At 37.1% G+C, this 25,581-nt stretch carries 24 protein-coding genes and 2 pseudogenes; 23 read left to right on the forward strand and 3 right to left on the reverse strand.

Annotated elements, in window-relative coordinates:
* Positions 1 to 43 precede the first annotated feature (43 nt).
* Together ACUN0F_RS15200 and ACUN0F_RS15205 are read left to right on the forward strand one after the other, a co-directional pair.
* Positions 44 to 3,406 (forward strand): tubulin-like doman-containing protein, encoded by a 3,363-nt coding sequence (locus ACUN0F_RS15200; RefSeq protein WP_445539624.1) that lies wholly within the window; start codon positions 44 to 46, stop codon positions 3,404 to 3,406.
* Between the two features lie 57 nt (positions 3,407 to 3,463).
* Positions 3,464 to 3,598, forward strand: coding sequence for a hypothetical protein (locus ACUN0F_RS15205; protein ID WP_001116178.1), 135 nt, complete (start codon positions 3,464 to 3,466; stop codon positions 3,596 to 3,598).
* A 124-nt stretch (positions 3,599 to 3,722) separates the two neighbouring features.
* Here the strand turns inward: ACUN0F_RS15205 and ACUN0F_RS15210 are convergent.
* Positions 3,723 to 4,034, reverse strand: a pseudogene (locus ACUN0F_RS15210) (spore germination protein); the annotation flags it as partial.
* A gap of 296 nt (positions 4,035 to 4,330) precedes the next feature.
* On the opposite strand from ACUN0F_RS15210, the gene fdhF reads away from it, so the two are divergent.
* The 17 genes and pseudogenes from fdhF (at position 4,331) to ACUN0F_RS15295 (ending at position 19,792) form a co-directional block, all read left to right on the forward strand.
* Positions 4,331 to 7,270: a formate dehydrogenase subunit alpha gene (gene fdhF, locus ACUN0F_RS15215; RefSeq protein ID WP_445539625.1), complete on the forward strand. Its 2,940-nt coding sequence runs from the start codon at positions 4,331 to 4,333 to the stop codon at positions 7,268 to 7,270.
* A gap of 12 nt (positions 7,271 to 7,282) precedes the next feature.
* Positions 7,283 to 7,765 carry a DUF1641 domain-containing protein gene (locus ACUN0F_RS15220; protein WP_149212425.1) on the forward strand — a complete coding sequence of 161 codons (483 nt, stop codon included), beginning with the start codon at positions 7,283 to 7,285 and terminating at the stop codon, positions 7,763 to 7,765.
* Positions 7,766 to 7,880: 115 nt separating this feature from the next.
* The gene (locus ACUN0F_RS15225) at positions 7,881 to 8,225 is read left to right on the forward strand and encodes a DUF2294 domain-containing protein (RefSeq protein WP_000039582.1); all 345 of its coding nucleotides are present in this window, start codon (positions 7,881 to 7,883) and stop codon (positions 8,223 to 8,225) included.
* A gap of 16 nt (positions 8,226 to 8,241) precedes the next feature.
* Positions 8,242 to 9,039 (forward strand): formate dehydrogenase accessory sulfurtransferase FdhD, encoded by a 798-nt coding sequence (gene fdhD, locus ACUN0F_RS15230; RefSeq protein ID WP_445539626.1) that lies wholly within the window; start codon positions 8,242 to 8,244, stop codon positions 9,037 to 9,039.
* Between the two features lie 20 nt (positions 9,040 to 9,059).
* Positions 9,060 to 10,076 (forward strand): GTP 3',8-cyclase MoaA, encoded by a 1,017-nt coding sequence (gene moaA / locus ACUN0F_RS15235; protein WP_445539627.1) that lies wholly within the window; start codon positions 9,060 to 9,062, stop codon positions 10,074 to 10,076.
* Positions 10,077 to 10,276: 200 nt separating this feature from the next.
* Positions 10,277 to 11,056 (forward strand): formate/nitrite transporter family protein, encoded by a 780-nt coding sequence (locus ACUN0F_RS15240; protein WP_033662741.1) that lies wholly within the window; start codon positions 10,277 to 10,279, stop codon positions 11,054 to 11,056.
* Between the two features lie 24 nt (positions 11,057 to 11,080).
* Positions 11,081 to 12,097, forward strand: coding sequence for a molybdopterin-synthase adenylyltransferase MoeB (locus ACUN0F_RS15245; RefSeq protein WP_445539628.1), 1,017 nt, complete (start codon positions 11,081 to 11,083; stop codon positions 12,095 to 12,097).
* A gap of 18 nt (positions 12,098 to 12,115) precedes the next feature.
* Positions 12,116 to 13,415, forward strand: a pseudogene (gene moeA / locus ACUN0F_RS15250) (molybdopterin molybdotransferase MoeA).
* On the forward strand, positions 13,396 to 13,860 hold the full coding sequence (moaE, locus tag ACUN0F_RS15255; RefSeq protein ID WP_193672264.1) for a molybdopterin synthase catalytic subunit MoaE: 465 nt from the start codon (positions 13,396 to 13,398) through the stop codon (positions 13,858 to 13,860). The pseudogene moeA and the gene moaE overlap by 20 nt, the downstream one beginning before the upstream one ends.
* 4 nt (positions 13,861 to 13,864) lie before the next feature.
* Positions 13,865 to 14,101 carry a molybdopterin converting factor subunit 1 gene (gene moaD, locus ACUN0F_RS15260; RefSeq protein WP_087982170.1) on the forward strand — a complete coding sequence of 79 codons (237 nt, stop codon included), beginning with the start codon at positions 13,865 to 13,867 and terminating at the stop codon, positions 14,099 to 14,101.
* Between the two features lie 60 nt (positions 14,102 to 14,161).
* Positions 14,162 to 15,211 carry a P-loop NTPase gene (locus ACUN0F_RS15265; RefSeq protein WP_445539629.1) on the forward strand — a complete coding sequence of 350 codons (1,050 nt, stop codon included), beginning with the start codon at positions 14,162 to 14,164 and terminating at the stop codon, positions 15,209 to 15,211.
* A 15-nt stretch (positions 15,212 to 15,226) separates the two neighbouring features.
* Entirely contained in the window at positions 15,227 to 15,451 is a 225-nt protein-coding gene (locus tag ACUN0F_RS15270) for a hypothetical protein (protein WP_264461990.1), read from the forward strand.
* A 42-nt stretch (positions 15,452 to 15,493) separates the two neighbouring features.
* On the forward strand, positions 15,494 to 15,892 hold the full coding sequence (locus tag ACUN0F_RS15275) for a dUTP diphosphatase (protein ID WP_264461991.1): 399 nt from the start codon (positions 15,494 to 15,496) through the stop codon (positions 15,890 to 15,892).
* Positions 15,893 to 16,053: 161 nt separating this feature from the next.
* Positions 16,054 to 16,302, forward strand: coding sequence for a DUF1294 domain-containing protein (locus ACUN0F_RS15280; protein WP_000871327.1), 249 nt, complete (start codon positions 16,054 to 16,056; stop codon positions 16,300 to 16,302).
* Between the two features lie 91 nt (positions 16,303 to 16,393).
* Complete coding sequence (rarD, locus tag ACUN0F_RS15285) at positions 16,394 to 17,335, forward strand: EamA family transporter RarD (protein WP_000535553.1); 942 nt, start codon at positions 16,394 to 16,396, stop codon at positions 17,333 to 17,335.
* 78 nt (positions 17,336 to 17,413) lie between these two features.
* Positions 17,414 to 17,839, forward strand: a complete 426-nt coding sequence (locus tag ACUN0F_RS15290) for a divergent PAP2 family protein (protein WP_000447813.1) — start codon at positions 17,414 to 17,416, stop codon at positions 17,837 to 17,839.
* A 99-nt stretch (positions 17,840 to 17,938) separates the two neighbouring features.
* Positions 17,939 to 19,792 carry a terpene cyclase/mutase family protein gene (locus ACUN0F_RS15295; RefSeq protein ID WP_445539630.1) on the forward strand — a complete coding sequence of 618 codons (1,854 nt, stop codon included), beginning with the start codon at positions 17,939 to 17,941 and terminating at the stop codon, positions 19,790 to 19,792.
* Positions 19,793 to 19,865: 73 nt separating this feature from the next.
* On the opposite strand, the gene ACUN0F_RS15300 is transcribed toward ACUN0F_RS15295, so the two are convergent.
* Positions 19,866 to 20,015 (reverse strand): YfhD family protein, encoded by a 150-nt coding sequence (locus ACUN0F_RS15300; RefSeq protein WP_001035806.1) that lies wholly within the window; start codon positions 20,013 to 20,015, stop codon positions 19,866 to 19,868.
* 133 nt (positions 20,016 to 20,148) lie between these two features.
* Between ACUN0F_RS15300 and fabG the strand changes: the two genes are divergently transcribed.
* A complete protein-coding gene (fabG, locus tag ACUN0F_RS15305) occupies positions 20,149 to 20,889 on the forward strand; it encodes a 3-oxoacyl-ACP reductase FabG (RefSeq protein ID WP_000395032.1) in 741 nt (246 codons plus the stop codon).
* A gap of 51 nt (positions 20,890 to 20,940) precedes the next feature.
* Here fabG and dhaS read toward each other — a convergent pair whose 3' ends face one another.
* Entirely contained in the window at positions 20,941 to 22,425 is a 1,485-nt protein-coding gene (gene dhaS / locus ACUN0F_RS15310; protein ID WP_046954598.1) for an aldehyde dehydrogenase DhaS, read from the reverse strand.
* 272 nt (positions 22,426 to 22,697) lie between these two features.
* Between dhaS and ACUN0F_RS15315 the strand changes: the two genes are divergently transcribed.
* The 3 genes from ACUN0F_RS15315 to ACUN0F_RS15325 all read left to right on the forward strand — a co-directional run bounded on the left by ACUN0F_RS15315 (position 22,698) and on the right by ACUN0F_RS15325 (position 25,469).
* Positions 22,698 to 22,976, forward strand: coding sequence for a YhdT family protein (locus ACUN0F_RS15315; RefSeq protein ID WP_046954599.1), 279 nt, complete (start codon positions 22,698 to 22,700; stop codon positions 22,974 to 22,976).
* Positions 22,977 to 22,979: 3 nt separating this feature from the next.
* Positions 22,980 to 24,419, forward strand: a complete 1,440-nt coding sequence (gene panF, locus ACUN0F_RS15320) for a sodium/pantothenate symporter (protein WP_001104843.1) — start codon at positions 22,980 to 22,982, stop codon at positions 24,417 to 24,419.
* A gap of 117 nt (positions 24,420 to 24,536) precedes the next feature.
* Entirely contained in the window at positions 24,537 to 25,469 is a 933-nt protein-coding gene (locus tag ACUN0F_RS15325) for a nucleoside hydrolase (protein ID WP_445539631.1), read from the forward strand.
* The last annotated feature ends 112 nt before the right edge of the window (positions 25,470 to 25,581 follow it).

Below are 25,581 nucleotides of genomic sequence, written 5' to 3' on the forward strand. Positions count from 1 at the left end.
TCTCCCCTCTTTTCAAACAAGCAAGAATAGGAAGGTGGTTCACATGACGTTACAAGTTCCAACGATATTAATTGGTTTAGGTGGAATCGGTAGTACTGTGACACATCAAATATATGAAAGGCTACCTGAGGAGCGCCGAAAAAAGGTAGCAATGCACGTATTTGATACAGATGTGAATACATTGAGTAAATTTGATCATATTCGAAAGTTTAAGACGCAAACGAGTTCTAGTAAAACGCCAAGAGAGTATATTGCAGGAGATCCAACGATTCCAGAGTGGTTTCCGATGGACCCGACTATACTTGATAAACCACTGACAGAAGGGGCAGGACAGTTACGCGTCATTTCCCGTTTAGCGTTACTTGCTGCGATGAAAGAAGATAAATTGACATCCTTTTGGCAAGAAATCGAGAAGATTTTTCCGGTTACAAGCGATCAAACGGAATATGGAGTGCGTGTCATTATCGTAACATCACTAGCGGGCGGAACAGGTTCAGGGATGTTTCTACAAATTGCATTATATTTACGTGAAATGCTTCGGAAAAAACTGCAGCATCACAACATTTTAATACGTGGTGCGTTTTTAATGCCGGATGTTTTAGTTAAGACGAGAACGGTTAGTGCGAAAGAGTTTGAAACGGTGCAAGCAAACGGCTATGCCTCGTTAAAAGAATTACATGCCATTACACTCGGTTCCACTGGAGAATTATCAAAACGTGGCGGTGTGACGATTGAATTAGAATATCGACCTGATCAAGTAGATGAAGACGGAAGAACGAATCATACGATTAAACAACATCATTTACCATACAATTATTGTTTCCTATACGATTACGAAAATCTACATGGACACCATCTGCACAATTTATCAGATTATATGGAGCAAATGGCAAATACGATTTATTTACAGTTATTTAGTCCGATGTCTGCAAATCATTTTGCACAGGAAGATAATCAAATTCAGCAATTAGCAGAATCAAGTGGGAAAGGACGATATTGCGGGGCAGGAACGGCAAAGATTATTTATCCGTATGAGCACGTGTTAAAATATTGTGCTTTAAAATGGGCTGTGCAAGGTTTAGATGAGTCTTGGCTGCATTTAGATCAACTGTTTCAAGAGAAGAAGCAAAGATATGACCAAGACGTCAAACGCGGGATGCAACGTGAAAAGCCAGAGCGTGGGAAAAGTTATTTAGAAGACTTAGAACATCTTGCTACCCGTCCAGAACAGGCTCATGTTTTTTATAGACAAATGTACAATGAAACGCGTGAAGGAGCAGAAGGCGGTAAGGTCGGTGTTGCGAAATCTAAACTGTTTTTAGAGGCTGTAGAAAGTTATGTACAGCGTACGGTGCAAAAAGATGAGGAATTAAACCGACTGCAGCACGAGTGTAAAATTTCGGCTGCTAAACTGAAAATGATGGAGCAAATGAAAGGTGAAGTAGCAAGGGTGGATCATGCGGTTCGTTTATATGCGTATGCGATTCCAAGCCGCGTACATGAGCATGTAACGACACTATTGTATGACATGATTGAATCAGACCGTTTTGCACCAAGTGGTTCTGAAGGGCAGTCCTATCAATTAAATACATGGTTTTTAAAGAAAACGGATCCTGTTCATCCAGTATCAGCTCGATTTATGTTGTATGAAATTCGAAAGCAGTTAGTCGAGAAAATGAATCGACTACATGAAAATAATGAACAAAAGCGTAATTTAATTCAAAACTACGATAAGAAATTTAATGTGAGTAATATTGATGGAACGGTAACAGCTGTTCGCCGAGTAGAAATCGCGCAGCAACAAGGCTGGTTTGGAAAAATGATTAATAATCAGCAGCGTTTGTTTAAAAAAGAATTTGAAGATATTGTAACGCAGTATGTACACAAATTAAACGAGTATCGCAAAGAAATGTTATTAGAACTCGTTTATCAATCGCTTTATCAAGCAGTTAATAAAATGATTCAATATTGGGAAAGGTTTTTTGATAATTTATACGAAACGCGTGAAAATTTATTGTTTGAAATTCAAAAACGAAGCAAGGAATTTGAAGGGAAAACAAACCCAACGAATGTATACGTATTAGCTGAAGAGAAGTTGCAAGAAAAGATATGGCAAGATATGCAGCAACATTTAAATTTGGGAGTATTACCGAAAGATATATGTGCGGAAATTTATATGAGTTTATACGGGGAATATTGCCGGGATGCAAAAACAGAAGAGATTCAATCGAAAAAAGTAGAAGATTTTTATCGTGAGCACATACTAAGTTATTGCTACGATGAATTACAAATACGCTATCGTGATAAATTAGAGCTGAATATCGTTGAGGCGTTACGAAAAGAGGCGGATTATAAGAAGCGTGATCGTGATGAATACGTCCGTGAAAAAATTGAAGACTTGTTCCATTTAGCAAGTCCATTCGTTCCGAAAGTTTCCCACCATAGGGAATTACAATATTGGGGTATACATCCATCTTTAAAGAAAGAATTGCAAGAGGAATTAATTCAAGAAATGTTTAAAGAAAAAGATACAGTACATGAAGCTTTTTCGCCATTTGAAGTCATTTGTTATCGTGCGCATTATGGTTTATCATTGCAAGACTTTCCTAAGCTTTCCTCAGGGCATATTGCAAATGGATTTATGAATGATAAAGGTGATTATTTTCAGTCATACTATCGCCGTGTGAATAAGTTGAATAGTAAAAAATCTAGTTTAACGCCGCATTTAGATAAATATTGGCACTTGCCAGCTTTCATGCCAGACTTAAATGCAACGCAAACGAAGTTGGATTACGATAAATGTAATCGAGCTCTTCTATACGCGTATATGTATCGTTGGATTAGTTTAGTTGCTGTTGATGGTCAGTTCGTGTATCAATATAATGGCGTTGGACGTAGCTTCTTAATTCAGTCGATGGGAAAAAATATTTCAAGTGAAAGTTACAAATTACACAGAGCATTGCTTCATAATCCGTTTATTTATGAAAACATCTTGTCCAGATTTGAAGAAGAACAAGAAAAAGCTATGATACAGGGCGGACATTTATATACACATCCGTTCGTATTAGGTGCTCAAGATATTAGATGGCTTCGTAAAGAGCATGTCCATAATATTTTAGATATGATTTTAATGTATGACCGTGAAGCGAAATATGATCCAACGTTAGAAGAAACTTCTGATGAATTATTAAGATTATTTCTTGATGAAATTGAGTTATATTTCCAAAACTATTACGGTACAGGTGCCGATATGGTTGCAAAGAAAGAGAAAGAAATGTTTATTAAACAATTGTGGGATCGTTCGTACGCGAAAGGTTATGTTGATCCAAATAGTGCTCCTTATAAAAAGTGGCAAAATTTATTAAGCGTTCATGATGAAGAAGAAACGCCAAAAACGAATGTATAATGAATGAAAAGGGAATCCTTAAAAGTGGCAATACAACTTTAGAAAAGAGGGATTCCGATGCCGTTTTTAGGAAGTGTATATCAAATATTTGGATTGTATCCAGAAATTTATTATGGAATGATTTCAGCCGAACTTGCGGAGCAGCAAAGATTGGAACAGGCGGAAAACGAAGAACCAGAAACAGAAGCGTAACTGTATAGGAAGCTTCAAAATAAAAATGATAACACGCTACTTACTCCTTACACGTATAAGAGCAAGTAGCGTGTTTTTGCTATTTAATAATCCCATTTTCTAAAATTTTAATAGTAGGTGCTACTTTCATGTTAGCTTTTGAAAAGGCACTCGGGCAATCAACTTCATTCCACTCTTTAAATAGGAGAGGGCGAAGAATATCAATGTTAATAACAGTTTTGTCTACAAGTCCTTCCATATATATAATTGCAGCTTCTTTTCCGTTTTTTAACGGAAAAGTACGTGTAATTAATTCTGGAATACCGCTAAAGAGTTTGGACAAGTGCTTTAGATTAAGGGAAAGAGAGGAAGAGATAGATTTATTTAAAAGGTGATCAGCTTGTTCTTGTGCAGAGAAAGATTTTTCACCACGTATCCATTTATTAAAAGACCCCATTTGTTCGCTTACTCCTTGTTATGTTTTATATGGGTTATTATGGATAGTTCCGTGCTGACATATGCGTAGTTTAAATTTTATATTGTATATTTCCATCTTTAACGCTATAATTATAGTGTTAAAGATGGAATCGTGATATGACCTGTTATGAATCTATCGTTTTATTTATGAATAAATGGATTGGTATTTTAGCAAGATGTGCTAATAAACTACTCCACCATGATAATAACGTGCCGAAATGTGGTGCGTATATTTTCGTGGTGGAGTTTTTTTATTCTCAAAAAGGGGGAAAGACCATGAATAACAACATGGTTCATATTACAATTGACGGAAAAAAGTATACAGCGGAGCCTGGTTCAACGATATTGGGTGTTATTAATGAGAACGGGATTGAACATCCGCAAATTTGTTACGTGCCAGAAGTAGATCCTATTCAAACATGTGACACTTGTATTGTAGAGGTTGACGGAAAGTTAGTGCGCTCTTGTTCGGCAGTAGTGACAGAAGGTATGAACATTGAACGTAATTCTGCTCATGCCAAAGAAGCACAAACAGAGGCAATGGATCGGTTACTAGAAAATCATTTATTATACTGTACAGTATGTGACAACAACAATGGGAACTGTAAACTGCATAATACAGCAGAATTAATGGAGATTGAACATCAAAAATATCCTTATGAACCGAAAGTAGATGTAAGTGAAGTTGATATGACGCATCCGTTTTATCGTTATGATCCTAATCAATGTATTGCATGCGGTCAATGTGTTGAGGTGTGTCAAAACTTACAAGTAAATGAAACGTTATCAATAGACTGGGAAGCGGAACGTCCACGAGTTATTTGGGATGAAGGAGTAAATATTAATGATTCTTCATGCGTGAGCTGTGGTCAATGTGTAACCATTTGTCCTTGTAATGCTTTAATGGAGAAAACGATGCTCGGTGAAGCTGGATTTATGACGGGATTAAAACCAGATATTCTTGAACCGATGGTAGATTTAATTAAAGAAGTTGAGCCTGGATATAGCGGCATTTTTGCGGTATCAGAAGTGGAAGCGGCCATGCGTGATACTCGTACGAAGAAAACGAAAACAGTTTGTACATTTTGTGGTGTAGGTTGTTCATTTGAAGTGTGGACGAAAGGGCGTAAAATTCTTAAAGTACAACCTTCTTCTAATGCGCCAGTTAACGCAATTTCTACTTGTGTAAAAGGAAAATTCGGTTGGGATTTCGTAAATTCTAAAGAAAGAATTACAAAACCTTTAATTCGTAAAAATGGAACGTTTGTTGAATCTACATGGGAAGAAGCACTAAATGTAGTTGCAAGTAAATTAGGATCTATTAAAGAAGAATACGGTAAAGATGCTGTCGGCTTTATTTCTTCATCTAAAATTACGAATGAAGACAATTATGTAATTCAGAAATTAGCTCGACAAGTATTTGAAACGAATAATATTGATAACTGCTCACGTTATTGTCAATCGCCAGCGACAGACGGATTATTCCGTACAATTGGTATGGGCGGAGATGCTGGAACGATTAAAGATATCGCAAAATCCGGTCTTGTTATTATTGTAGGTTGTAATCCGACAGAAGGTCATCCTGTTTTAGCTACACGTATTAAACGTGCGCATAAATTACACGGACAAAAATTAATTGTGGCTGATCTTCGTAAAACAGAAATGGCAGAGCGTTCAGACGTCTTTATTAGTCCAAAACAAGGAACAGATCAAGTATGGTTAATGGCTGTTACGAAATATATGATTGACCAAGGCTGGCACGATCAACGATTTATTGATGAGAATGTAAACTTCTTTGAAGATTTCAAAGAGAGTCTGAAAGAATATACACTTGAATATGCAGAAGAAATGACTGGTATTTCAAAAGAAACACTTATTCAAATGGCTGAAATGATTCGTGATGCAGATGGTACATGTATCCTTTGGGGTATGGGAGTAACGCAAAATACAGGTGGATCGGATACTTCCGCTGCGATTTCAAACTTACTGCTTGCAACAGGTAATTATCGTCGTCCAGGTGCTGGTGCATATCCACTTCGAGGTCATAATAACGTACAAGGTGCTTGTGATATGGGTACATTACCAGGATGGCTTCCTGGATATCAGCACGTTACTAACGATATGGAACGTGCGAAATTTGAAATGGCTTACGGAGTGAAAATTAATAGTAAACCAGGTCTTAATAATATTGAAATGCTGCACGCAATTGATGAAGGGAAAATGAAAGCCATGTATCTTGTCGGAGAGGATATGGCTCTTGTAGACTCTAATGCGAACCACGTACATGAAGTGTTATCAAGCCTTGATTTCTTCGTTGTACAAGACGTTTTCTTATCTAAAACTGCTCAATATGCAGATGTTGTATTACCGGCAGCACCGTCTCTTGAGAAAGAAGGTACTTTCACAAATACAGAGCGTCGTGTACAAAGATTGTATCAAGTTCTTCCTACGCTTGGAGATGCGAAGCCAGATTGGTGGATTGTGCAGGAGATTGCGAATAAATTAGGTGCAAACTGGAATTATAGCCATCCAAGTGAAATTTTTGCTGAAATGGCAAGTTTATCACCACTATTCTCACAAGCAAACTATGAAGTACTTGAAGGGTGGAATAGTTTCCATTGGGGAAGCTTTGATGGAACGAATACACCACTTCTGTTCCAAGATGGATTTAACTTCCCAGATAAAAGAGCTCGTTTTGCGATTGCTGACTGGGTACGTCCAGCTGAATTCCCAGCGGAGTTCGATCTTCACATTAATAACGGTCGTATGCTTGAGCATTTCCATGAAGGGAATATGACAAATAAATCAACAGGTATTCAAACGAAAGTACCTGGTGTGTTTGTAGAAGTTTCTCCAGCACTTGCAAAAGAACGTGGAGTGAAAACAGGTTCATTAGTTCGTCTTGTTTCTCCTTTTGGAGCATTAAAATTACGTGCACTTGTAACAGACCGTGTAAAAGCGAATGAGTTATATTTACCGATGAACTCTACAGATAATGAAACAGCAATTAATTTCTTAACAGGTCCTGCTGTGGACGTACGTACGAACACACCTGCTTATAAACAGACGAAAGTGCGTATGGAAGTGCTAGAAGTTGATGGCGCAAATCCGATGCCAAAAGCGAACCCGCGTAACAAAAAACGTCATCCTCAAGCTGGTATTGAGGTAAATCGTAAGTGGGCACGTCCAGGGTATGTGCATTTAACGGATAAGTAGGAGGAGAAAAATATGGCTGCACCTATAAAAGTGATTCAAAAACAAGAATTAACGGAGGAAGAAATAAAACAGCAAAAATTAGATGATTTAAAAGAGCTTCTAGCTAATAATGAAGAAGCTTTAAATCAAATGTTTAATATTGTTGGGGAATTAAATGACATCGGAATGCTAGAAGCTGCAAATTCTATGCTAAAGGCGAAAGAACCGATCGCAAAGATTGTTCTTGGCCAAGTGACTCGTGAGCCTGTTACGAATTTAATTAATAATATGATGGGTGCTGCGGGTGCTTTAACAGAACTTGATCCGGGGCTTACGAAAAAGCTTATAGGTAGCTTATTAGTAGGACTAGAAGAAGGTAATGAACATCTAGAGAGTAACAAAAAAGTAGGGGTATTCGATCTTATGAAAGTATTGAAAGACCCAGACATTAACCGTGCTATCGGGTTTGGACTTCATTTCTTAAAAGGTATGGGGAAAGGGTTAAAAGACGAATAAACTTCATGAAGTGAACCTTTTCGCCCAAATGTTTGTACGAAATAGTTTGGGCGGAAGGATCATTTTGGTAAAATATATAATAAAGTAAAATGAGGCTTTTGGGAGGTATAATTGTATGTCAAAAAAAGTACATGAATTTAATGATATGATACGAAAACTTCGAAAAGAACTTTTCGGAAAAGGGCCAGAAAGAATTCATACTGTATTTGCTGAAAATATGGCGATTGCAACCCTTTATGGAAACTTAACACCTACTGAAAAATTCATTTCAAGTACGATGGACGGTGCGGAAATGGTTCATATGGCTAGAACGAAAATGATTCAAGAAGTGTATGCTGCGAATTCCCGTGAACACTTGGAGGAACTTGTTGGAGCGAAATTAGTGAATTTATTTTCAGATATGAAAGTAGAAGAGGATATTGCAGTTTCGGTATTTGTTTTTGATAAAAATATAACGTGAGAGAAGGATACTGATCGTGAAACCGATACAGGTAGAAAGAGAAATCTTCCGTTATGAACAAGGGGCGTTTAAACATATAGAGGACAGCATTGTAACAGAGTTTCCAGTCACGATCAAAATGAACGGACAGGAGTTTGTTACAATGGTTAGTACTCCAGAATATATAGAAGACATGGTAATCGGGTTCTTGGCATCTGAAGGGATTATTCGGAAGTATGAAGATATTGATGACATATGGGTACAGGAAAAAGAAGGATTTGTACATGTAACAACGACAAAAGTAAATCCGTATTATGAACAAATGCAAAATAAACGATATATTACTTCCTGTTGTGGTATGAGTAGACAAGGGTTTGTTTTTGCAAATGATGCACTAAGCGCTAAAAAAATGAATGGTGTCCATGTACAGGTTGCTGCAGAAGACTGCTTTCGATTAATGAAAGAAATGCAGCAATCTGCGGAGACGTTTCAACATACAGGCGGCGTTCATAATGCATCTTTGTGCGATGTGAATGGCATTATTTTAAGCCGAATGGATATCGGTAGGCATAATGCATTAGATAAAATTTACGGTTATTGTTTAAAAAATAATATTTCTATAAAAGGTAAAATTATTGTTTTTAGTGGTCGTATTTCTTCGGAAATATTATTGAAAGTTGCAAAGATCGGTTGTGAAATTATATTGTCAAAATCAGCTCCAACCGAGTTGGCTTTGCAGCTAGCAGAAGAATTAGGTATTACTACGATAGGGTTTATTCGGAATCAATCCTTAAATGTATATACGCATCCAGAGCGTGTTATAAATATAAAATAAGTAAAAGCGAGGCAATAAATATGAAATCTGTCACATTAGACAAACTACAACGCCCTTTAAAGGATTTACGTATTTCTGTTACTGATCGCTGTAATTTTCGCTGTCGCTATTGTATGCCAGAAGAAATATTTGGTCCGGATTATTCGTTTTTGTCTAATGATAAAATTTTATCTTTTGATGAGATTGAAAGGATAACACGTATTTTTGTTTCTTTAGGTGTAAGAAAGTTACGAATTACGGGCGGAGAACCGTTACTTCGAAGAGGTCTTCCGCAGCTTATTGAGCGCCTTAATAAAATAGATGGTGTGGAGGATATCGGTTTAACAACCAATGGATCACTACTGAAAAAGTTTGCTCCTGATTTATATAAGGCGGGTTTATCACGTGTGACAGTTAGTTTAGATTCCTTAGAAGAAGAGCGATTTTTCTATTTGAATGGTAATAGAAGCAAAGTGCAAAGGGTTCTGGAAGGAATACAGGCTGCAGCTGAAGTTGGTATGAAAATTAAAATAAACATGGTCGTTCAAAAAGGAAAAAATGAACAAGATATTTTGCAGATGGCGCAATACTTTAAGGAAAATAAACATATTCTTCGTTTTATTGAGTATATGGACGTTGGGAATTATAATGGTTGGGAATTAAAAGAGGTCGTCTCGAAACAAGAGATAGTAGATGCCATTCATCAAGTTATGCCATTAGAACGGATAGAAGCAAATTATGCAGGTGAAGTTGCGACTCGCTATCGTTATATTGGAAGTGATGAAGAGATAGGTATTATTTCATCAGTAACAGATTCCTTCTGTTCATCATGTACGAGAGCACGTATTTCTGCAGAAGGAAAATTATATACTTGTTTGTTCGCTTCTAAAGGAAATGACTTGAGAGAACTACTTCGATCTGGATACACTGATGAGGAAATAACATATATCGTACGCGATATATGGAACAATCGAGAAGATCGTTATTCAGATGAACGCTTAAATAATAAAAGTAAAAAAAGAACACCTAAAATTGAAATGTCACATATTGGTGGTTGATATATAAAAGTGACGCTATGAGGAAGTATATACAAAATGGAAAGTATGCAACGTTTGTAGATTTTCTATTTTATAGTAAAAGTGATGATTGATATCTTTGTAAAAGATGTGCAGAGATATTAAGCAGCATTCAAAAACCTTTATTTTGAGGAGGTTTTTTGAAGCTGCTTTTTTATTTGGAGAAAATGGAGGAATTAGTAATGGCATTTCATAAACCGGAACAAATTGCTGAACTCGTAATTGAGGCCGGTGTTCAAAAAGTAAGTCAGACGTTGCCAGCAATGCTTATTCTCGGTTTTTTAGGAGGAGCGTTTATTTCGCTCGGTTTTTTGCTTAACATTCGCGTTTTAGGTAATTTACCAGAGCGTTGGGGTAGTTTAGTCAATGTATTAGGAGGAGCAGTTTTTCCTGTTGGACTAATGCTCGTCGTATTAGCGGGAGGAGAATTAATTACTGGAAATATGATGTCACTTTCTATGGCGCTATATGCAAAGAAAATTACATTGGTAAGTGTACTAAATAATTGGGTTTGGATTACTTTCATGAATTTCGTGGGAGCTATTTTTGTTGCGTATTGTTTCGGTCATCTTGGCGGATTAACAGAGGGAGATTATTTAAATAAAACGGTAGCGATAGCGGAAGGGAAATTACATGAATCATTTGGGAGAACTTTAATTTTAGCGATTGGATGTAATTGGCTCGTTTGTCTTGCGCTTTGGCTCGCTTATGGGACGAGTGATTTGGTCGGAAAGATAATCGGAATTTGGATCCCGATTATGGCATTTGTAGTAATTGGATTTCAGCAAGTGGTAGCAAATATGTTTGTCATCTCGGCAGTTATTTTTGCAGGTCATCTGACGTGGATGGATCTTGCTAGAAATTTTGTTCCTGTCTTTATCGGAAATGTAATTGGAGGAGCTGGATTTGTTGGATTTGCTTACTTTGCTTGTTATCAAAAACAACATTCTAATATGAAATAGAGTTCTTGAGAGGAAGGGTATGTAATGGCTGAGCGGTATTCACGACAACAGTTGTTCAAACCGATTGGGAGTAGAGGGCAAGAAAAAATTCGAAATAAACATGTGTTAATTGTAGGAGTAGGCGCATTAGGAAGTGCAAGTGCCGAAAGTTTCGTACGTGCAGGGATTGGCAAGTTGACGATTATTGATCGTGACTACGTTGAATGGAGTAATTTACAAAGGCAACAATTGTACTCTGAACAAGATGCGAGAGAGAAAATACCGAAAGCAATTGCTGCTAAAAATCGGCTAGAACAAATTAATTCAGAAGTACAAATACATGCTTTCGTAATGGATGCAGTTGCAGAAAATATGGAGGACCTATTAAAAAATGTAGATGTAATAATTGATGCAACAGATAATTTTGATATTCGATTTATAATAAATGACTTATCACAAAAACATAATATCCCGTGGGTATATGGTTCTTGCGTTGGATCGTACGGTATGAGTTATACGGTTATTCCGCAAGAGACACCGTGTTTACATTGTGTGCTGAAGAACGTTCCTGTTACAGGTGTGACATGTGATACAGCTGGAATTATTAGCCCGACTGTTCAAGTTGTCGCAGCATATCAAGTGGCGGAAGCATTCAAAATTTTAGTAGGAGATTTCTCAGCAATTAGAAAAACATTTTTCATGTTTGATATATGGAGTAATCAAAACCATTTTATAAAACTAGGGAAAATCAAAACAGACGATTGCCCTTCGTGCGGTTCGCATCGAACTTATCCTTATTTATCATTCGAAAACCAAACGAAGGTAGCTGCTTTATGCGGAAGAAATACAGTGCAAATTAGGCCGGTAGAAAATAGGAAGTACGATTTTGACGATATAGAAAAAGTATTAAACAAACTAGGGAAAGTAGATCGGAATCGGTATTTACTATCTTGCCAACTAAATGATTACCGCGTCGTTATTTTTCGAGATGGTCGTGTTTTCATTCATGGTACAAATGATATTTCGAAAGCGAAACAATTATATTATCGCGTATTCGGTTAATAGAAAGGGTTGTCAATAATGGAAAGAAGAGTGCCAATTACGGTTGAAGAAGCTGTTCGTAAAGTAATGGGATTTGCTAATGAGGGATTAAAGGAGTTACTACCTATTGAATTAGCTTACGGACGTATATTAGCGGAGGATTTAATAGCTGACCATGATGTACCTTCATTCAATCGTTCACCGTATGACGGATTTGCTATTAGAGCAGAAGATACGAATTTAGCGGGTTATGAAACGCCAATTGTGTTTGAAGTAGTTGGTGAAATTGGTGCGGGATCAATATTCCACGAGAAAGTAGGTCCGTTTCAAGCGGTTCGAATTATGACGGGAGCACAAATTCCGAATGGGTGTGATGCGGTTGTTATGTTAGAGCTGACTCGTCAATATGAGGAAGCTGGCAACAATTATATGGAAGTGAAGCGATCATTCAAAATGGGCGACAATATTTCTTTTCAAGGTGAAGATGCTCATAAAGGAACGGTTCTTGCAAAAAAAGGATCATACATTCATCCAGGGATTTCAGCTCTTCTTGCTACGTTCGGATATAGTGAGGTACCAGTGGCGAGAAAGCCTGTAATTGGATTGTTAGCGACTGGTAGTGAATTACTGGATGTAAATGATTCATTGCAGCCAGGGAAAATCCGAAATAGTAATACGTATATGATATTGTCTCAAATTCGAAGAGCGGGCGGAAGAGTAAAATATTTTGGGAAGTTTAGCGATGAGTTTCATACATGCTTCACAGCTGTAAAAGAAGCGTGTGGATATGCTCATTACAACAGGTGGTGTATCAGTAGGGGATTACGATTATTTACCAGCTATTTACGAAAAGTTAGGTGCATCGGTTCTTTTCAATAAAGTTGCAATGCGGCCAGGTAGTGTTACGACTGTAGCACAATTAAATGGCAAGTTATTATTTGGTTTATCAGGAAATCCATCTGCTTGTTACGTAGGATTTGAATTATTTGTAAGACCGTGTATTCGGACGTATATGTTTAGTGAAAAAGCACATATAAAAAGAGAAAAAGCGTTATTAGGAGAAGATTTTCTAAAACCAAACCCATTTACCAGATTTGTGCGAGCAAAACTGACATATAACGAAGGGCAATTAATCGCTTATCCGTCAGGGTTTGATAAATCTAGCTCGGTTTCTTCTCTAGCAGAGACAAATATATTTATTGTACTTCCAGGTGGTACGAGAGGTTATAAAAAAGATATGTTCGTAGATGTTCTTTTGCTGGAAGATAAAGAAGGTAGTGAATGGCCTTGGGCATTTTATAAAGTGAGAGGTGTTTCTAATGGGACAAGCGCTATTTGAGATTGTAGATATACCGATTGTAGTTGAAGAAGTAACGAATAAAGTCGCAAGAAGAGAAGCAGGTGCAATTACAACATTTATTGGTACGGTGAGAGAATTAACAAAAGGAAAACGAACGTTACATTTAGAGTATGAAGCATATAAACCGATGGCAGTAAAACAACTTACAAAAATTGGTGAAGAAATTAACGGGAAATGGCCGGACGCAAAAGTAGCAATTAAGCACCGTGTAGGGCGGCTAGAAATCATGGATATTGCGGTCGTTATTGCAGTTTCAGCACCGCATCGTAAAGTAGCGTATGAAGCGAATGAATACGCGATTGAACGTATAAAACAAATCGTCCCAATTTGGAAAAAAGAATTTTGGGAAGATGGGACGATGTGGATTGGAGATCAACTTGAAAATACGGCATATCCAGAAGGAAAACCGAAGAAGGAAGAATGAGAAGATGATTACAATTTTATTGTTCGCAAATTTGCGTGAGGAAATCGGATCGGATCAATTAATAATTTCAGAAAAACAAGAAATGACAGTGCAGCAATTAAAAGAATGGCTCAAAGCAAGCTATTGCTTACAATCGCTTGATAGAGTGATGGTGGCTGTTAATGAAGAATTTGTAACGGATGAAGAGATGATAAAAGCTGGAGATATAGTCGCATTAATCCCGCCCGTTAGTGGGGGATAATAAGCTTTTTCGCCAAGAAGATGTTGTATATAAATTCGAATACGAGAAGGGATGAGTTCTATGATTACTCAAGAACAAATAATGAACGCATTAAAACATGTAGAGGATCCGGAGTTACACAAAAGTATTGTAGAATTAAATATGGTTAGAAATATACAAATGAATGGAACAGAGGTTAAACTTGAAGTAGTGCTAACGATTCAAGGCTGTCCATTAAAGGCAAAAATTCAACAAGATGTGGAAGAGTCTCTTCAGGCAATTGGTGCATCTAAAGTAGATTTGACATTTGGTTCTATGACACAAGAAGAACGAGCTGCGCTAACAGATAAGTTAAAGAAAAATAGTAGAACAGAAACTGGAATGCCGAGCATGCTTCGCCTTGATTCAGGGGTACGATTTATTACTGTAACGAGCGGTAAAGGTGGAGTTGGAAAATCAACGGTGACAATTAACCTTGCCACTGCTTTAGCTCGTATGGGCAAAAAAGTGGGGATATTAGATGCAGATATATATGGTTTTAGCATTCCAGCTATGATGGAAACGAATCAAAAACCGACGATGATTGATCAAACAGCAATTCCAGTTGTTAGTCACGGTGTTAAAATTATGTCGATGGGATTTTTTACGGAAGGAAATAACCCAGTTATGTGGCGCGGACCGATGTTAAATAAATGGATTCAAAATTTCCTTGCGAATACGCACTGGGGAGAATTAGATTATTTACTTCTTGATTTACCACCTGGCACAGGAGATGTAGCTATTGATGTTGCAGCAATGATCCCGCAGGCGCAAGAAATTATCGTTACAACACCACACAACGTAGCTTCATTCGTAGCATCTAGAGTAGGTGTTATGGCAAAACATACGAAACACGAGATTTTAGGGATTGTAGAAAATATGGCTTATTATGAAGAACAAGATGGATCAAAAAATTATCTCTTCGGAAAAGGTGGCGGCGAAATGCTTGCAGAACAATTGCAAACAGAAGTGATTGCACAAATACCTTTTGCAAAACGAGAAGAAAATAACGGTTCATCTGTATATGATGAAGACTCTCTTGTAGGAGAAGTGTTTACATCGTTAGCGGAGGATATTATTTATAAAGGATAGAGGGGGAAGTTTAGTATGGCGTGTAATATCGATCATTCTATGGAAGATGTAATGAAGAAGCTTGAAAGTCAGAAGAGTTTTTTGCCTAAAGAGATTTTTACAGGATTGAAGGGATTTTTGCGAGGGAATCATTCACAGGGAATATTAAATGATGTCTTTCATCTTCTAAAGAAGTATGACTTAGTTAGTGAAGAAGAACGAGAGATGAGAAATACTCAATTATTGCTGATTATAAAATAAATACGCTTTGGCTTTTGTTTTTTTGCAGAAGGGGTGAATGTAATGGATATGAAAAAGATGATTGAAACGATAGAAGCAATTAAAATGACTGACGAAGAATTATCGATTTCTACTTTACATCAAAAGCTTGTGAAGTTGTATAGTCAAAAAGATAGTGCGGAGTATACGGAGATATTAAAATATATTTTATCATTATCCGTGCAGCTGAACCTACATTTCGTATTGAAATATTTTGGTGTGCGCTCGGTTGTTGCTGCAGATGAACGTATGCAATTTCAAGAGATATTTAAATGTTTAGCTAAGAAAGATGATAATGGGGAATGGTTTCTAAATTTCGTTTCTTTATATGTAGGACTAATTGTAGTTCTTCATTTTGATGAAAAAGAGATTGAGAGAAGTTTTTTCGATGATATGGTAGTGGATGAAGGGAATGCAATATAAGATTCTGCTTATAACATCTTTCTATTTAATTGCTTTAACTGCGATTTTAGTTCGTTATTTAAATATAAAGGTAACTAATTAATAAAAAAAAGTGTTCTTCAGTTGTTTCCATCGTTTTTTCATGTTACCATTAAGCGAATTTTTCATAGGGAGAGAAAGCGATGAAATGGATTTATTTTATTATTATTAACGTTATAGCTTTTAGCCTTATGGGGCTTGATAAACGAAAAGCGAAGAAGAAACAGTGGAGAACGCCAGAAAGTACGTTGTTTTTATCAGCGGCAGCTGGAGGCGCAGTTGGTGCTTGGATCGGTATGTATATGTTTCACCATAAAACACATAAAAAGAAATTTGTTTTCGGTATACCATTACTTGTCGTTATAACAGTATGTTTACTTTTTGTTGTATGAGAAATGTCGAAAGAATTGCAGATTGATTATTGGTAAAGTGAGCATGCGGGACCGTATAATGGAGAAAAATGAGAAGAGGAGAAAAGGGAAGATGGGGAGTCAATCAGCACAGCAAAAAAAAGGGATTATATATGCAGCTGGTGCTTATACGATGTGGGGAATCCTACCAATCTATTGGAAATGGGTTGAGGAAGTTCCAGCAGATGAAATATTAGCACACCGCATCGTTTGGGCGTTTGTTTTTATGTTACTTGTGTTAGGTGTTACGAAGAGGTTTCGTCAGTTTATTGGGGAGTTCGTGAACCTTTTTAAACGACCTAAATTATTAATGTCATTAACAATAGCTTCAGTCTTGATTAGCGGAAACTGGTTTGTCTACATATGGGCCGTTAATCATAATCATGTCATTGAAGCAAGTCTTGGATATTATATTAATCCGCTTATTAGTATTTTACTTGGTACAGTCGTTTTAAAGGAAAAGTTAAACTTTTGGCAATATGTTGCAGTTGGTTTAGCTGGAATAGGGGTTATCATTTTAACAGTCCGTTTCGGATCTATTCCGTGGGTTTCTTTATCACTTGCCTTTTCGTTTGGATTATACGGATTAACGAAAAAATTGTTAAACTATGATGCGACAATTGGTCTTACGATGGAAACAATGTTAGTGACGCCGTTTGCAATTATTTATCTCGTTATGACAGGAGCGCATGGATTCGGTTCATTTGGATCTATTTCCATGTCATCGACGTTACTATTAATAGGAGCAGGCATTGTTACAGCTTTACCACTTTTTTATTTTGCAAAAGGAGCACAACTTATTCCGCTGTATATGGTAGGATTTTTACAATATATTGCACCAACGATTAGTTTGATTTTAGGTGTATTCGTATTTGGTGAACATTTCACATCTACTCATATGATGGCATTTTTCTGTATATGGGTTGCATTATTTGTGTTTTCAATAGCGAAAACAAAGTTTTTAGTGCAGAAGCAACCGAAATTTATAAAAAATAAATCAGCAAAAGTATCATAATGCGTAGTATTTTCTACGCATTTTTCTTTATACTGATACTATATAGATTTCCATTATAGTCAGTAGGGAGCTGAGAACGTGGAAACAATTTTACATAATGATCCGCTTATGGCCGCTGTAATTTCATGGTTTCTAGCACAATTTACGAAAGTAGTATTTAAATTATTCAAAACGGGTGAATTTGATTTTGCAAAGTTTTTCGCTTCAGGTGGGATGCCGAGTTCTCATGCTTCAACTGTTACAGCACTTGCGACAGGTGTTGGCGTTGTGGAAGGTGTGGAAAGTACCTTATTTGCTATTGCTGCTATCTTTGCAATAATTGTTATGTATGATGCTTCAGGAGTAAGACTTGCAGTTAGTAAACAAGCGAAAATATTGAATGAGTTCTTTCACGGTAGACAAACAGAATATAAGAAGTTAAATGAACTTGTCGGGCATACACCGTATGAAGTAGTAGTCGGTGCTTTAGTAGGGATTATTGTCGGAGTGGGATATTGCTTATGAGCAGAACATTTTATATGTTCTGTTTTTCTTTGTTTTCATACATATTTAGCTACCTTTTTGAATATCGTTATACGGATTTCGAAAGGGTGGGTGAGTAACTTGTTATTATATGAAAAAGTGCATGAAGAAATAGCGAGAAGAACAACTGCACTTCAAACGATGCAACGGCAAGATGGAACGTGGCAGTTTTGTTTTGAAGGAGCACCATTAACAGATTGCCATATGATTTTTTTATTAAAATTATTAGGTAGAGATAAAGAGATAGAACCGTTTGTAAAAAGATTAGCATCACTTCAAACAAATGAAGGAACATGGAAATTGTATGAAGATGAAGTGGGTGGCAATTTATCTGCTACAATTCAATCTTATGCTGCCTTGCTTGCATCGAAAAAATATACAAAAGAAGATGCGAATATGAAACGAGCGGAAATGTTTATAAATGAGCGTGGCGGGGTAGCGCGTGCTCATTTTATGACGAAGTTTTTATTAGCGATTCATGGAGAATATGAATATCCTTCACTCTTTCATTTACCAACACCAATCATGTTTCTGCAAAAAGATTCTCCCCTCAGTATATTTGAATTGAGTAGCTCAGCACGTATTCATTTAATTCCGATGATGGTTTGTTTAAATAAAAGATTTCGAGTAGGAAAAAAGTTACTGCCAAATTTAAATCATATCGCAGGCGGGGGCGGGAAATGGTTTCGGGAGGAGCGGTCTCCGTTGTTTCAAACGTTATTAAGTGATGTAAAACAAATCATATCGTATCCCCTTTCTTTACACCATAAAGGATATGAGGAAGTCGAACGTTTTATGAAAGAGCGTATTGATGAAAATGGAACGTTATATAGTTACGCAACTGCCTCATTTTATATGATTTATGCTTTACTCGCGTTAGGACATTCTCTTCAATCATCGATGATTCAAAAAGCTATAGCAGGGATAACATCTTATATATGGAAGATGGAAAAAGGGAATCATTTGCAAAACTCTCCTTCAACTGTATGGGATACGGCTTTACTCAGCTATACGTTACAAGAGGCCCACGCTTCGAAAGATAATAAGGTGATTCAACATGCAGCAGCGTATGTATTAAAAAAACAGCATACAAAAAAAGCTGATTGGAGCGTACATGCTCCGGCGCTGACTCCAGGCGGTTGGGGTTTTTCGGATGTGAATACGACAATTCCAGATGTCGATGATACAACAGCTGTGCTAAGAGCGTTGGCAAGAAGTAGAGGGAACGAAAATGTAGATAATGCTTGGAAGAAAGGGGTCAATTGGGTTAAAGGATTACAAAATAATGATGGTGGCTGGGGAGCATTTGAAAAAGGTGTGACGAGCAATTTATTAGCAAATTTACCAATCGAAAATGCAAGCGATATGATCACAGATCCCTCTACACCAGATATTACAGGAAGAGTGTTAGAGCTTTTCGGGACATACGCGCAAAATGAATTGCCTGAGAAACAAAAACAAAGTGCGATAAATTGGTTAATGAATGTGCAAGAGGAAAATGGATCATGGTATGGGAAATGGGGGATTTGTTATATATACGGTACGTGGGCTGTTATGACTGGTTTACGGTCACTCGGAATTCCATCTAGCAATCCATCAATGAAAAGAGCAGCTTTATGGTTGGAACATATACAGCATGAAGATGGTGGGTGGGGGGAATCGTGCCAAAGTAGCGTGGAAAAAAGGTTCATTACTTTACCATTTAGTACACCATCCCAAACAGCATGGGCGTTAGATGCTCTCATTTCTTACCATGATGAAGAAACACCAGCTATTCGAAAAGGTATTTCATATTTGCTTGCGAATCCTTATGTAAATGAAAAATATCCTACCGGAACAGGTTTACCAGGTGGGTTTTATATTCATTATCATAGCTATGCATATATATATCCGTTACTTACTTTGGCACATTATATAAAAAAATATAGAAAATAAACCGAGAGGATATCTCTCGGTTTATTTTGTTGGGTAGTAGGTCCCTGTTGAAAAGAATAAGGTTGTGCGTTCCTTATTTTTCTGTTGACTGGCGTTTTTGACGTGCATCAGCGGCATTTGCACGTGCGTTTGCTTCTAAGTCATTGTGGTCAGCGAGTTCACGAGAGAACTCAACATCAATGCCATCAGCAGCTTTGTTTTGCTTGAAATTTTTTTTGTTCATTCGACACAATCTCCTTGTGTTTTATGCGACGTTGCAAAGTTAGTTTGACACAAATAGACTTTTTTATACAAAGAGGAATTGGGAAGCAAAGAGCCGAAATATACAGTATAAGTAATAGAAATGGGGGATAGGGATGGAGTTTTTAAATGGGAAAACAGCTGTAGTAACAGGAGCTGCACAGGGAATTGGAAAAGAGATTGCAAGGGTTTATGCAAAACTAGGGGCTAAAGTATTAATTAGCGATGTAAATGAAGAGAAGCTACAAAAAACGACACGTGAATTATCAGATGAAGGATATGAAGTGAAGCAGTATCGTTGTGATGTGAGTAATCAAAATGATGCGAAGTCCTTAATTGAATACGCTGTCCAAACATTTGGTACACTGCACATTTTAGTAAATAATGCAGGAATAACGCGAGATGCTATGTTACATAAAATGGAGAAACCAGAATGGGAACAAGTACTGCAAGTAAATTTAACAGGTGTTTTTTATTGTATGCAGCCAGCGCTTCTTTACATGAGACAACAAGGGTATGGACGCATTATTAATATATCTTCAATTAGTAGAGAAGGAAACATAGGTCAAGCGAATTATGCTGCTACAAAGGCAGGAGTTGTAGGTTTAACGAAAACAGCGGCGAAAGAAGTTGGAAGCTTCGGCATTACGTGCAATGCGATTTGTCCAGGGTTTATGGATACAGATATGACAAAAACGATACCAGATAAAGTGAAAGAAAAGATGGTTGGCGCGATTCCAGTTGGTAGAATTGGAACGCCAGAAGATATTGCGAACGCAGCTGCCTTTTTAGCGTCAGAATACGCATCCTATATTACAGGAGAAGTATTGAATGTGAGCGGAGGGCTACAAGTTTAAAGGAATACATAATGAAAAGAACCTGACCGGATAGGCCAGGTTCTTTTTTCATTAATTTAAGTTGAGCCAAACGCTCTTCACTTCTGTATAGTTATTTAATGCGTAAGATCCCATTTCACGGCCAAGACCAGATTGTTTAAATCCTCCGAATGGAGATGCTGCATCAAAGACGTTATAACAGTTTACCCATACAGTACCAGCACGTACTTTACTTGCAACATAGTGTGCTGTTTTAACATTTTCTGTCCACACACCAGCCGCTAAGCCGAATTGTGATTTATTTGCACGTTCAATTACTTCATCAATATCGTTAAAAGGTATTGCAGAAATAACTGGACCGAAAATTTCTTCTTTTGCGATCGTCATTTCGTCATTTACGTCAGCGAATACTGTAGGAGAAACGAAGTAGCCTTGATCGAATGGATTGCCTCCTCCGCAAAGTACTTCAGCGCCTTCTTCAATCCCTTTTTCAATGTAGCCCATTACACGTTTTTGTTGTTCTTCGGAAACGAGAGGACCGATTGTTGTTTCAGGGTTAAGACCGACACCTTGATTTAGTTTTTTAGAATAGAGGACGAGATCAGCCATGACATTATCATACATTTTCTTCGGAACAAATAAGCGTGATCCAGCAGAGCATACTTGTCCTTGGTTAAACATAACACCAGAAAGTGCACCAGGAATCGCGCGAGATAAATCAGCATCTGGCAAGATGATATTTGGTGATTTACCGCCTAACTCAAGTGTAACGCGTTTTAATGATTCAGATGCTTGTCGCATAATTTGTTTACCGACTGGAGTAGAACCAGTAAATGCAATTTTATCAACGAGTGGATGATTAACGAGAGCTTGTCCAGCTGATTCACCGAATCCAGGAACGATATTAATAACACCTTTCGGGAATCCAGCTTCTTCAATTAATTCAGCTAAGTATAGAGCAGATAGTGGAGTTTGCTCTGCAGGTTTTAAAACGATTGTACATCCTGTAGCAAGCGCTGCTCCCATTTTCCACATTGCCATAAGAAGTGGGAAGTTCCAAGGAATAATTTGACCGACGACACCAACAGCCTCATGGCGTGTATAGTTAAAGTAATTACCAGAAACAGGAATTGTTTGACCAACGATTTTCGTAGCCCAGCCAGCATAATAGCGCATATGTTCAATTGCAAGTGGTATGTCTGCTGCCATTGTTTCACGGATTGGCTTTCCGTTATCTAATGTTTCGAGCTGTGCAAGCTCTTCTTTATGTTCTTCCATTAAATCAGCTAACTTGTACATAAGACGGCTTCGCTCAGCAGTGCTCATGCGAGACCAAGGACCTTCGTCGAAAGCCATGCGAGCTGCAACGACAGCTTTATGAATATCTTCTCGACCAGCCTCAGAAACGACGGCAAGTGTTTCGCCGGTTGCTGGGTTAGGTGTTTTAAATGTTTTTCCGGAAGCGCTTTCAATGAAAGATCCATTCACATATAACTTTTTTGTACCTTGAAGAAACTTTTCTACCTTTTCATGAAGATTTACAGCTAGTTGACTCATTGTATAACCCCCTTGAAAATATAATGTAAACGCAGTACGAGACGGCGTTTATTCCGAAATCAAGGATGTGGGAACTAGATGGAAAGCATCTAATTTTAATCATAATTAACAAATACTGAAAATTCAAATTTCATTTGTGTTACAATTGTAAAAAATATGTAATGTAAGAGAAACTTCTATATGATTATAAAAAATCCTGCTTGTTTTTGCTTTCTAGTAGGAAAAACTAGAAGAACAATGGTACAATAATACATCGTGAGAGGAGGGAGAAAATGAAGAATTATCATGATGATCCACGCTTTCGAATTGCCCATAGAGAAGCGTTAATTGGTCTTGGACTTGCTATTATCAATTTTATAATATGGTACGGATTTGCTTATGGGCTTGGTAGTAAAAATCCAAGTGAATATACATATGTATTCGGTTTTCCAGCATGGTTTTTTTATAGCTGTATCGTTGGATTTATCGTTATGGTTATTTTACTTAGTTTAGTTGTTCGTTATGTATTTCAAGATATTTCACTCGATGAGGAAGAAAAAAGTGAGGAATAATAGATGAATTGGTATGTAATCATTCCAATGATAATTTCGTTTATCGTTGTATTTTTAATTGGTGTATATGCTTCAAGACGCGTACAAGCGACTGCTAATAATAAATTTTTACAAGAATATTTTCTTGGTGGGCGTGAACTTGGCGGTTTATTATTAGCGATGACAATGATTGCTACGTACGGTAGTGCTAGTAGCTTTATTGGTGGTCCAGGTATTGCGTACAATATGGGCCTCGGATGGGTATTATTATCTGCGATTCAAGTTGTAACAGGGTATATCGTTTTAACGGTTATCGGTAAAAAGTTTGCAATTATCGCTAGGAAGATGGAAGCCATTACTCTTATCGATTATTTAAAGGGAAGATACAATAATAAAGCAGTTGTTATACTTTCTGCGTTATGTATTATTATCTTCTTATTTTCAGCAACAGTAGCTCAATGGGTCGGTGGTGGCCGATTAATTGAATCACTAACGGGTCTATCTTATACAACAGCACTATTTTTATTTACTTTTTCTGTACTTGTGTACGTATTAATTGGTGGATTTCGTGCAGTTGCTTTATCAGATACGTTATTAGGGATTATTATGTTAGTTGGAACGACAATCATTTTAATTGCTACTGTCATTGCCGGTGGTGGAATTGAAAAAATTATGCAGGAACTTGTTCAAATCAATCCGAATTTAATTACACCATTCGGAGCGGATGGTAGTTTAACGAAATCATATGTGACATCATTTTGGATTTTAATTGGGATTGGCGTTGTTGGTTTACCGCAAATTAGTGTGCGTGCTATGTCTTATAAAAATTCAAAAGCTATGCATCAAGCGTTAATAATCGGAACGGTTGTTGTAGGTACAATTATGATTGGTATGCATTTAACAGGTGTATTTGCGCGAGTCGTACTTCCGGGTATAACGGTACCGGATAAAGTCATGCCGCTACTCGCGATGGAAGTGTTGCCACCTTGGCTAGCTGGAGTTTTCTTAGCTGCGCCAATGGCAGCAATTATGTCTACAGTAAACTCATTATTGTTACTTGTAAGTTCATCAATTATTAAAGACATATACGTAAATTACATAAATAAAGATGCAGCAGACAGTACGATTAGAAAAGGAAGTTTGTGGATTACTGGTATCGTAGGGCTACTCGTTTATGCAGCAGCAATTAAACCACCAGATTTTTTAATATGGTTAAATTTATTTTCTTTCGGTGGGTTAGAAGCAGCATTCATTTGGCCAATCGTATTAGGGTTATATTGGAGAAAAGGAAATGCAACAGGAGCGCTTGCCTCTATTTTAGTTGGGGTAGGCTCATATATGTGTATTCATCTTTTCTACCCAAATCCGTTCGGTATACATACAGTTGTCTTCCCAATTTGTTTAGCGTTTATAGCTTATATCATTGGGAGTATGAGTGCTGTGAAGAAAAACAGTATAGGTTAGAGGAAGAACGTAGTCCTTATAGGACTGCGTTTTTTCGTATAAATTTGTTCTTTTTTATTCTGTATACCAATTGTTATTCATAAATTAATAACAATTGAGGGGATGGAGTTGAGGTCGATGAAAAAAGTATTATTTTTGGGAGACCCAGGAATTGATGACTCTTTAGCCATCATGTACGGAATTATGCATCCTGATATTGATATTGTTGGTGTTGTAACCGGATATGGAAATGTAACACAAGAAAAGGCGACAAGTAATGCAGCATATTTGCTACAAATGGCAGGGCGGGAAGATATACCTGTTATTAATGGTGCGAAAATTCCTTTATCCGGAGATGTTACAACGTATTATCCAGAAATTCATGGGGCAGACGGTTTAGGGCCAATTAAACCTCCAAAAGCTTTTTCACCAAATATAAAACCTTTTTGTACTTTTTTTGATATTCTTGAAAAGTATAAAGGAGAATTAATCATTGTTGATGCTGGTAGGTCAACGACACTAGCGACAGCATTTATTTTAGAAAAGCCGATGATGAAGTATGTGAAAGAATATTATATAATGGGTGGTGCCTTTTTAGTGCCCGGCAATGTGACACCAGTCGCAGAGGCGAATTTCCATGGTGATCCGATTGCGTCACAATTAGTAATGCAAAATGCCAAGAATGTGACATTGGTGCCACTTAATGTTACATCTGAAGCAATTATTACGCCAGAAATGGTGAAATATATTACGAAACACTCTAAAACGAATTTTAATAAATTAATTGAACCGATATTTACGTATTATTATAAAGCGTATAAAAAGTTAAATCCGAAAATAACAGGTAGCCCAGTACATGACGTTGTTACAATGATGGTTGCGGCGAATCCGTCTATTTTGGATTATGTGTACCGTCGTGTCGATGTAGATACAGTAGAGATTGCAAAGGGAGAAAGTATTGCTGATTTCCGTCCACAACCTGATGCAAAATCTTTAAAGAATTGGGTGCGAATTGGTTGGTCATTACATTATAAAAAATTTCTCGAAGACTTCGTGAAAATTATGACGTAGACATAATAGGAGAATACAAGTTAAAATAATGGAGATGATTACTAAAATAATCATCTCCATTATTTTGTTTGAAAGAGATAGATAGAGAAGAGTTATACAATAGGAGAGGAAT

The sequence above is a fragment of the Bacillus sp. 1A genome (assembly GCF_052682215.1).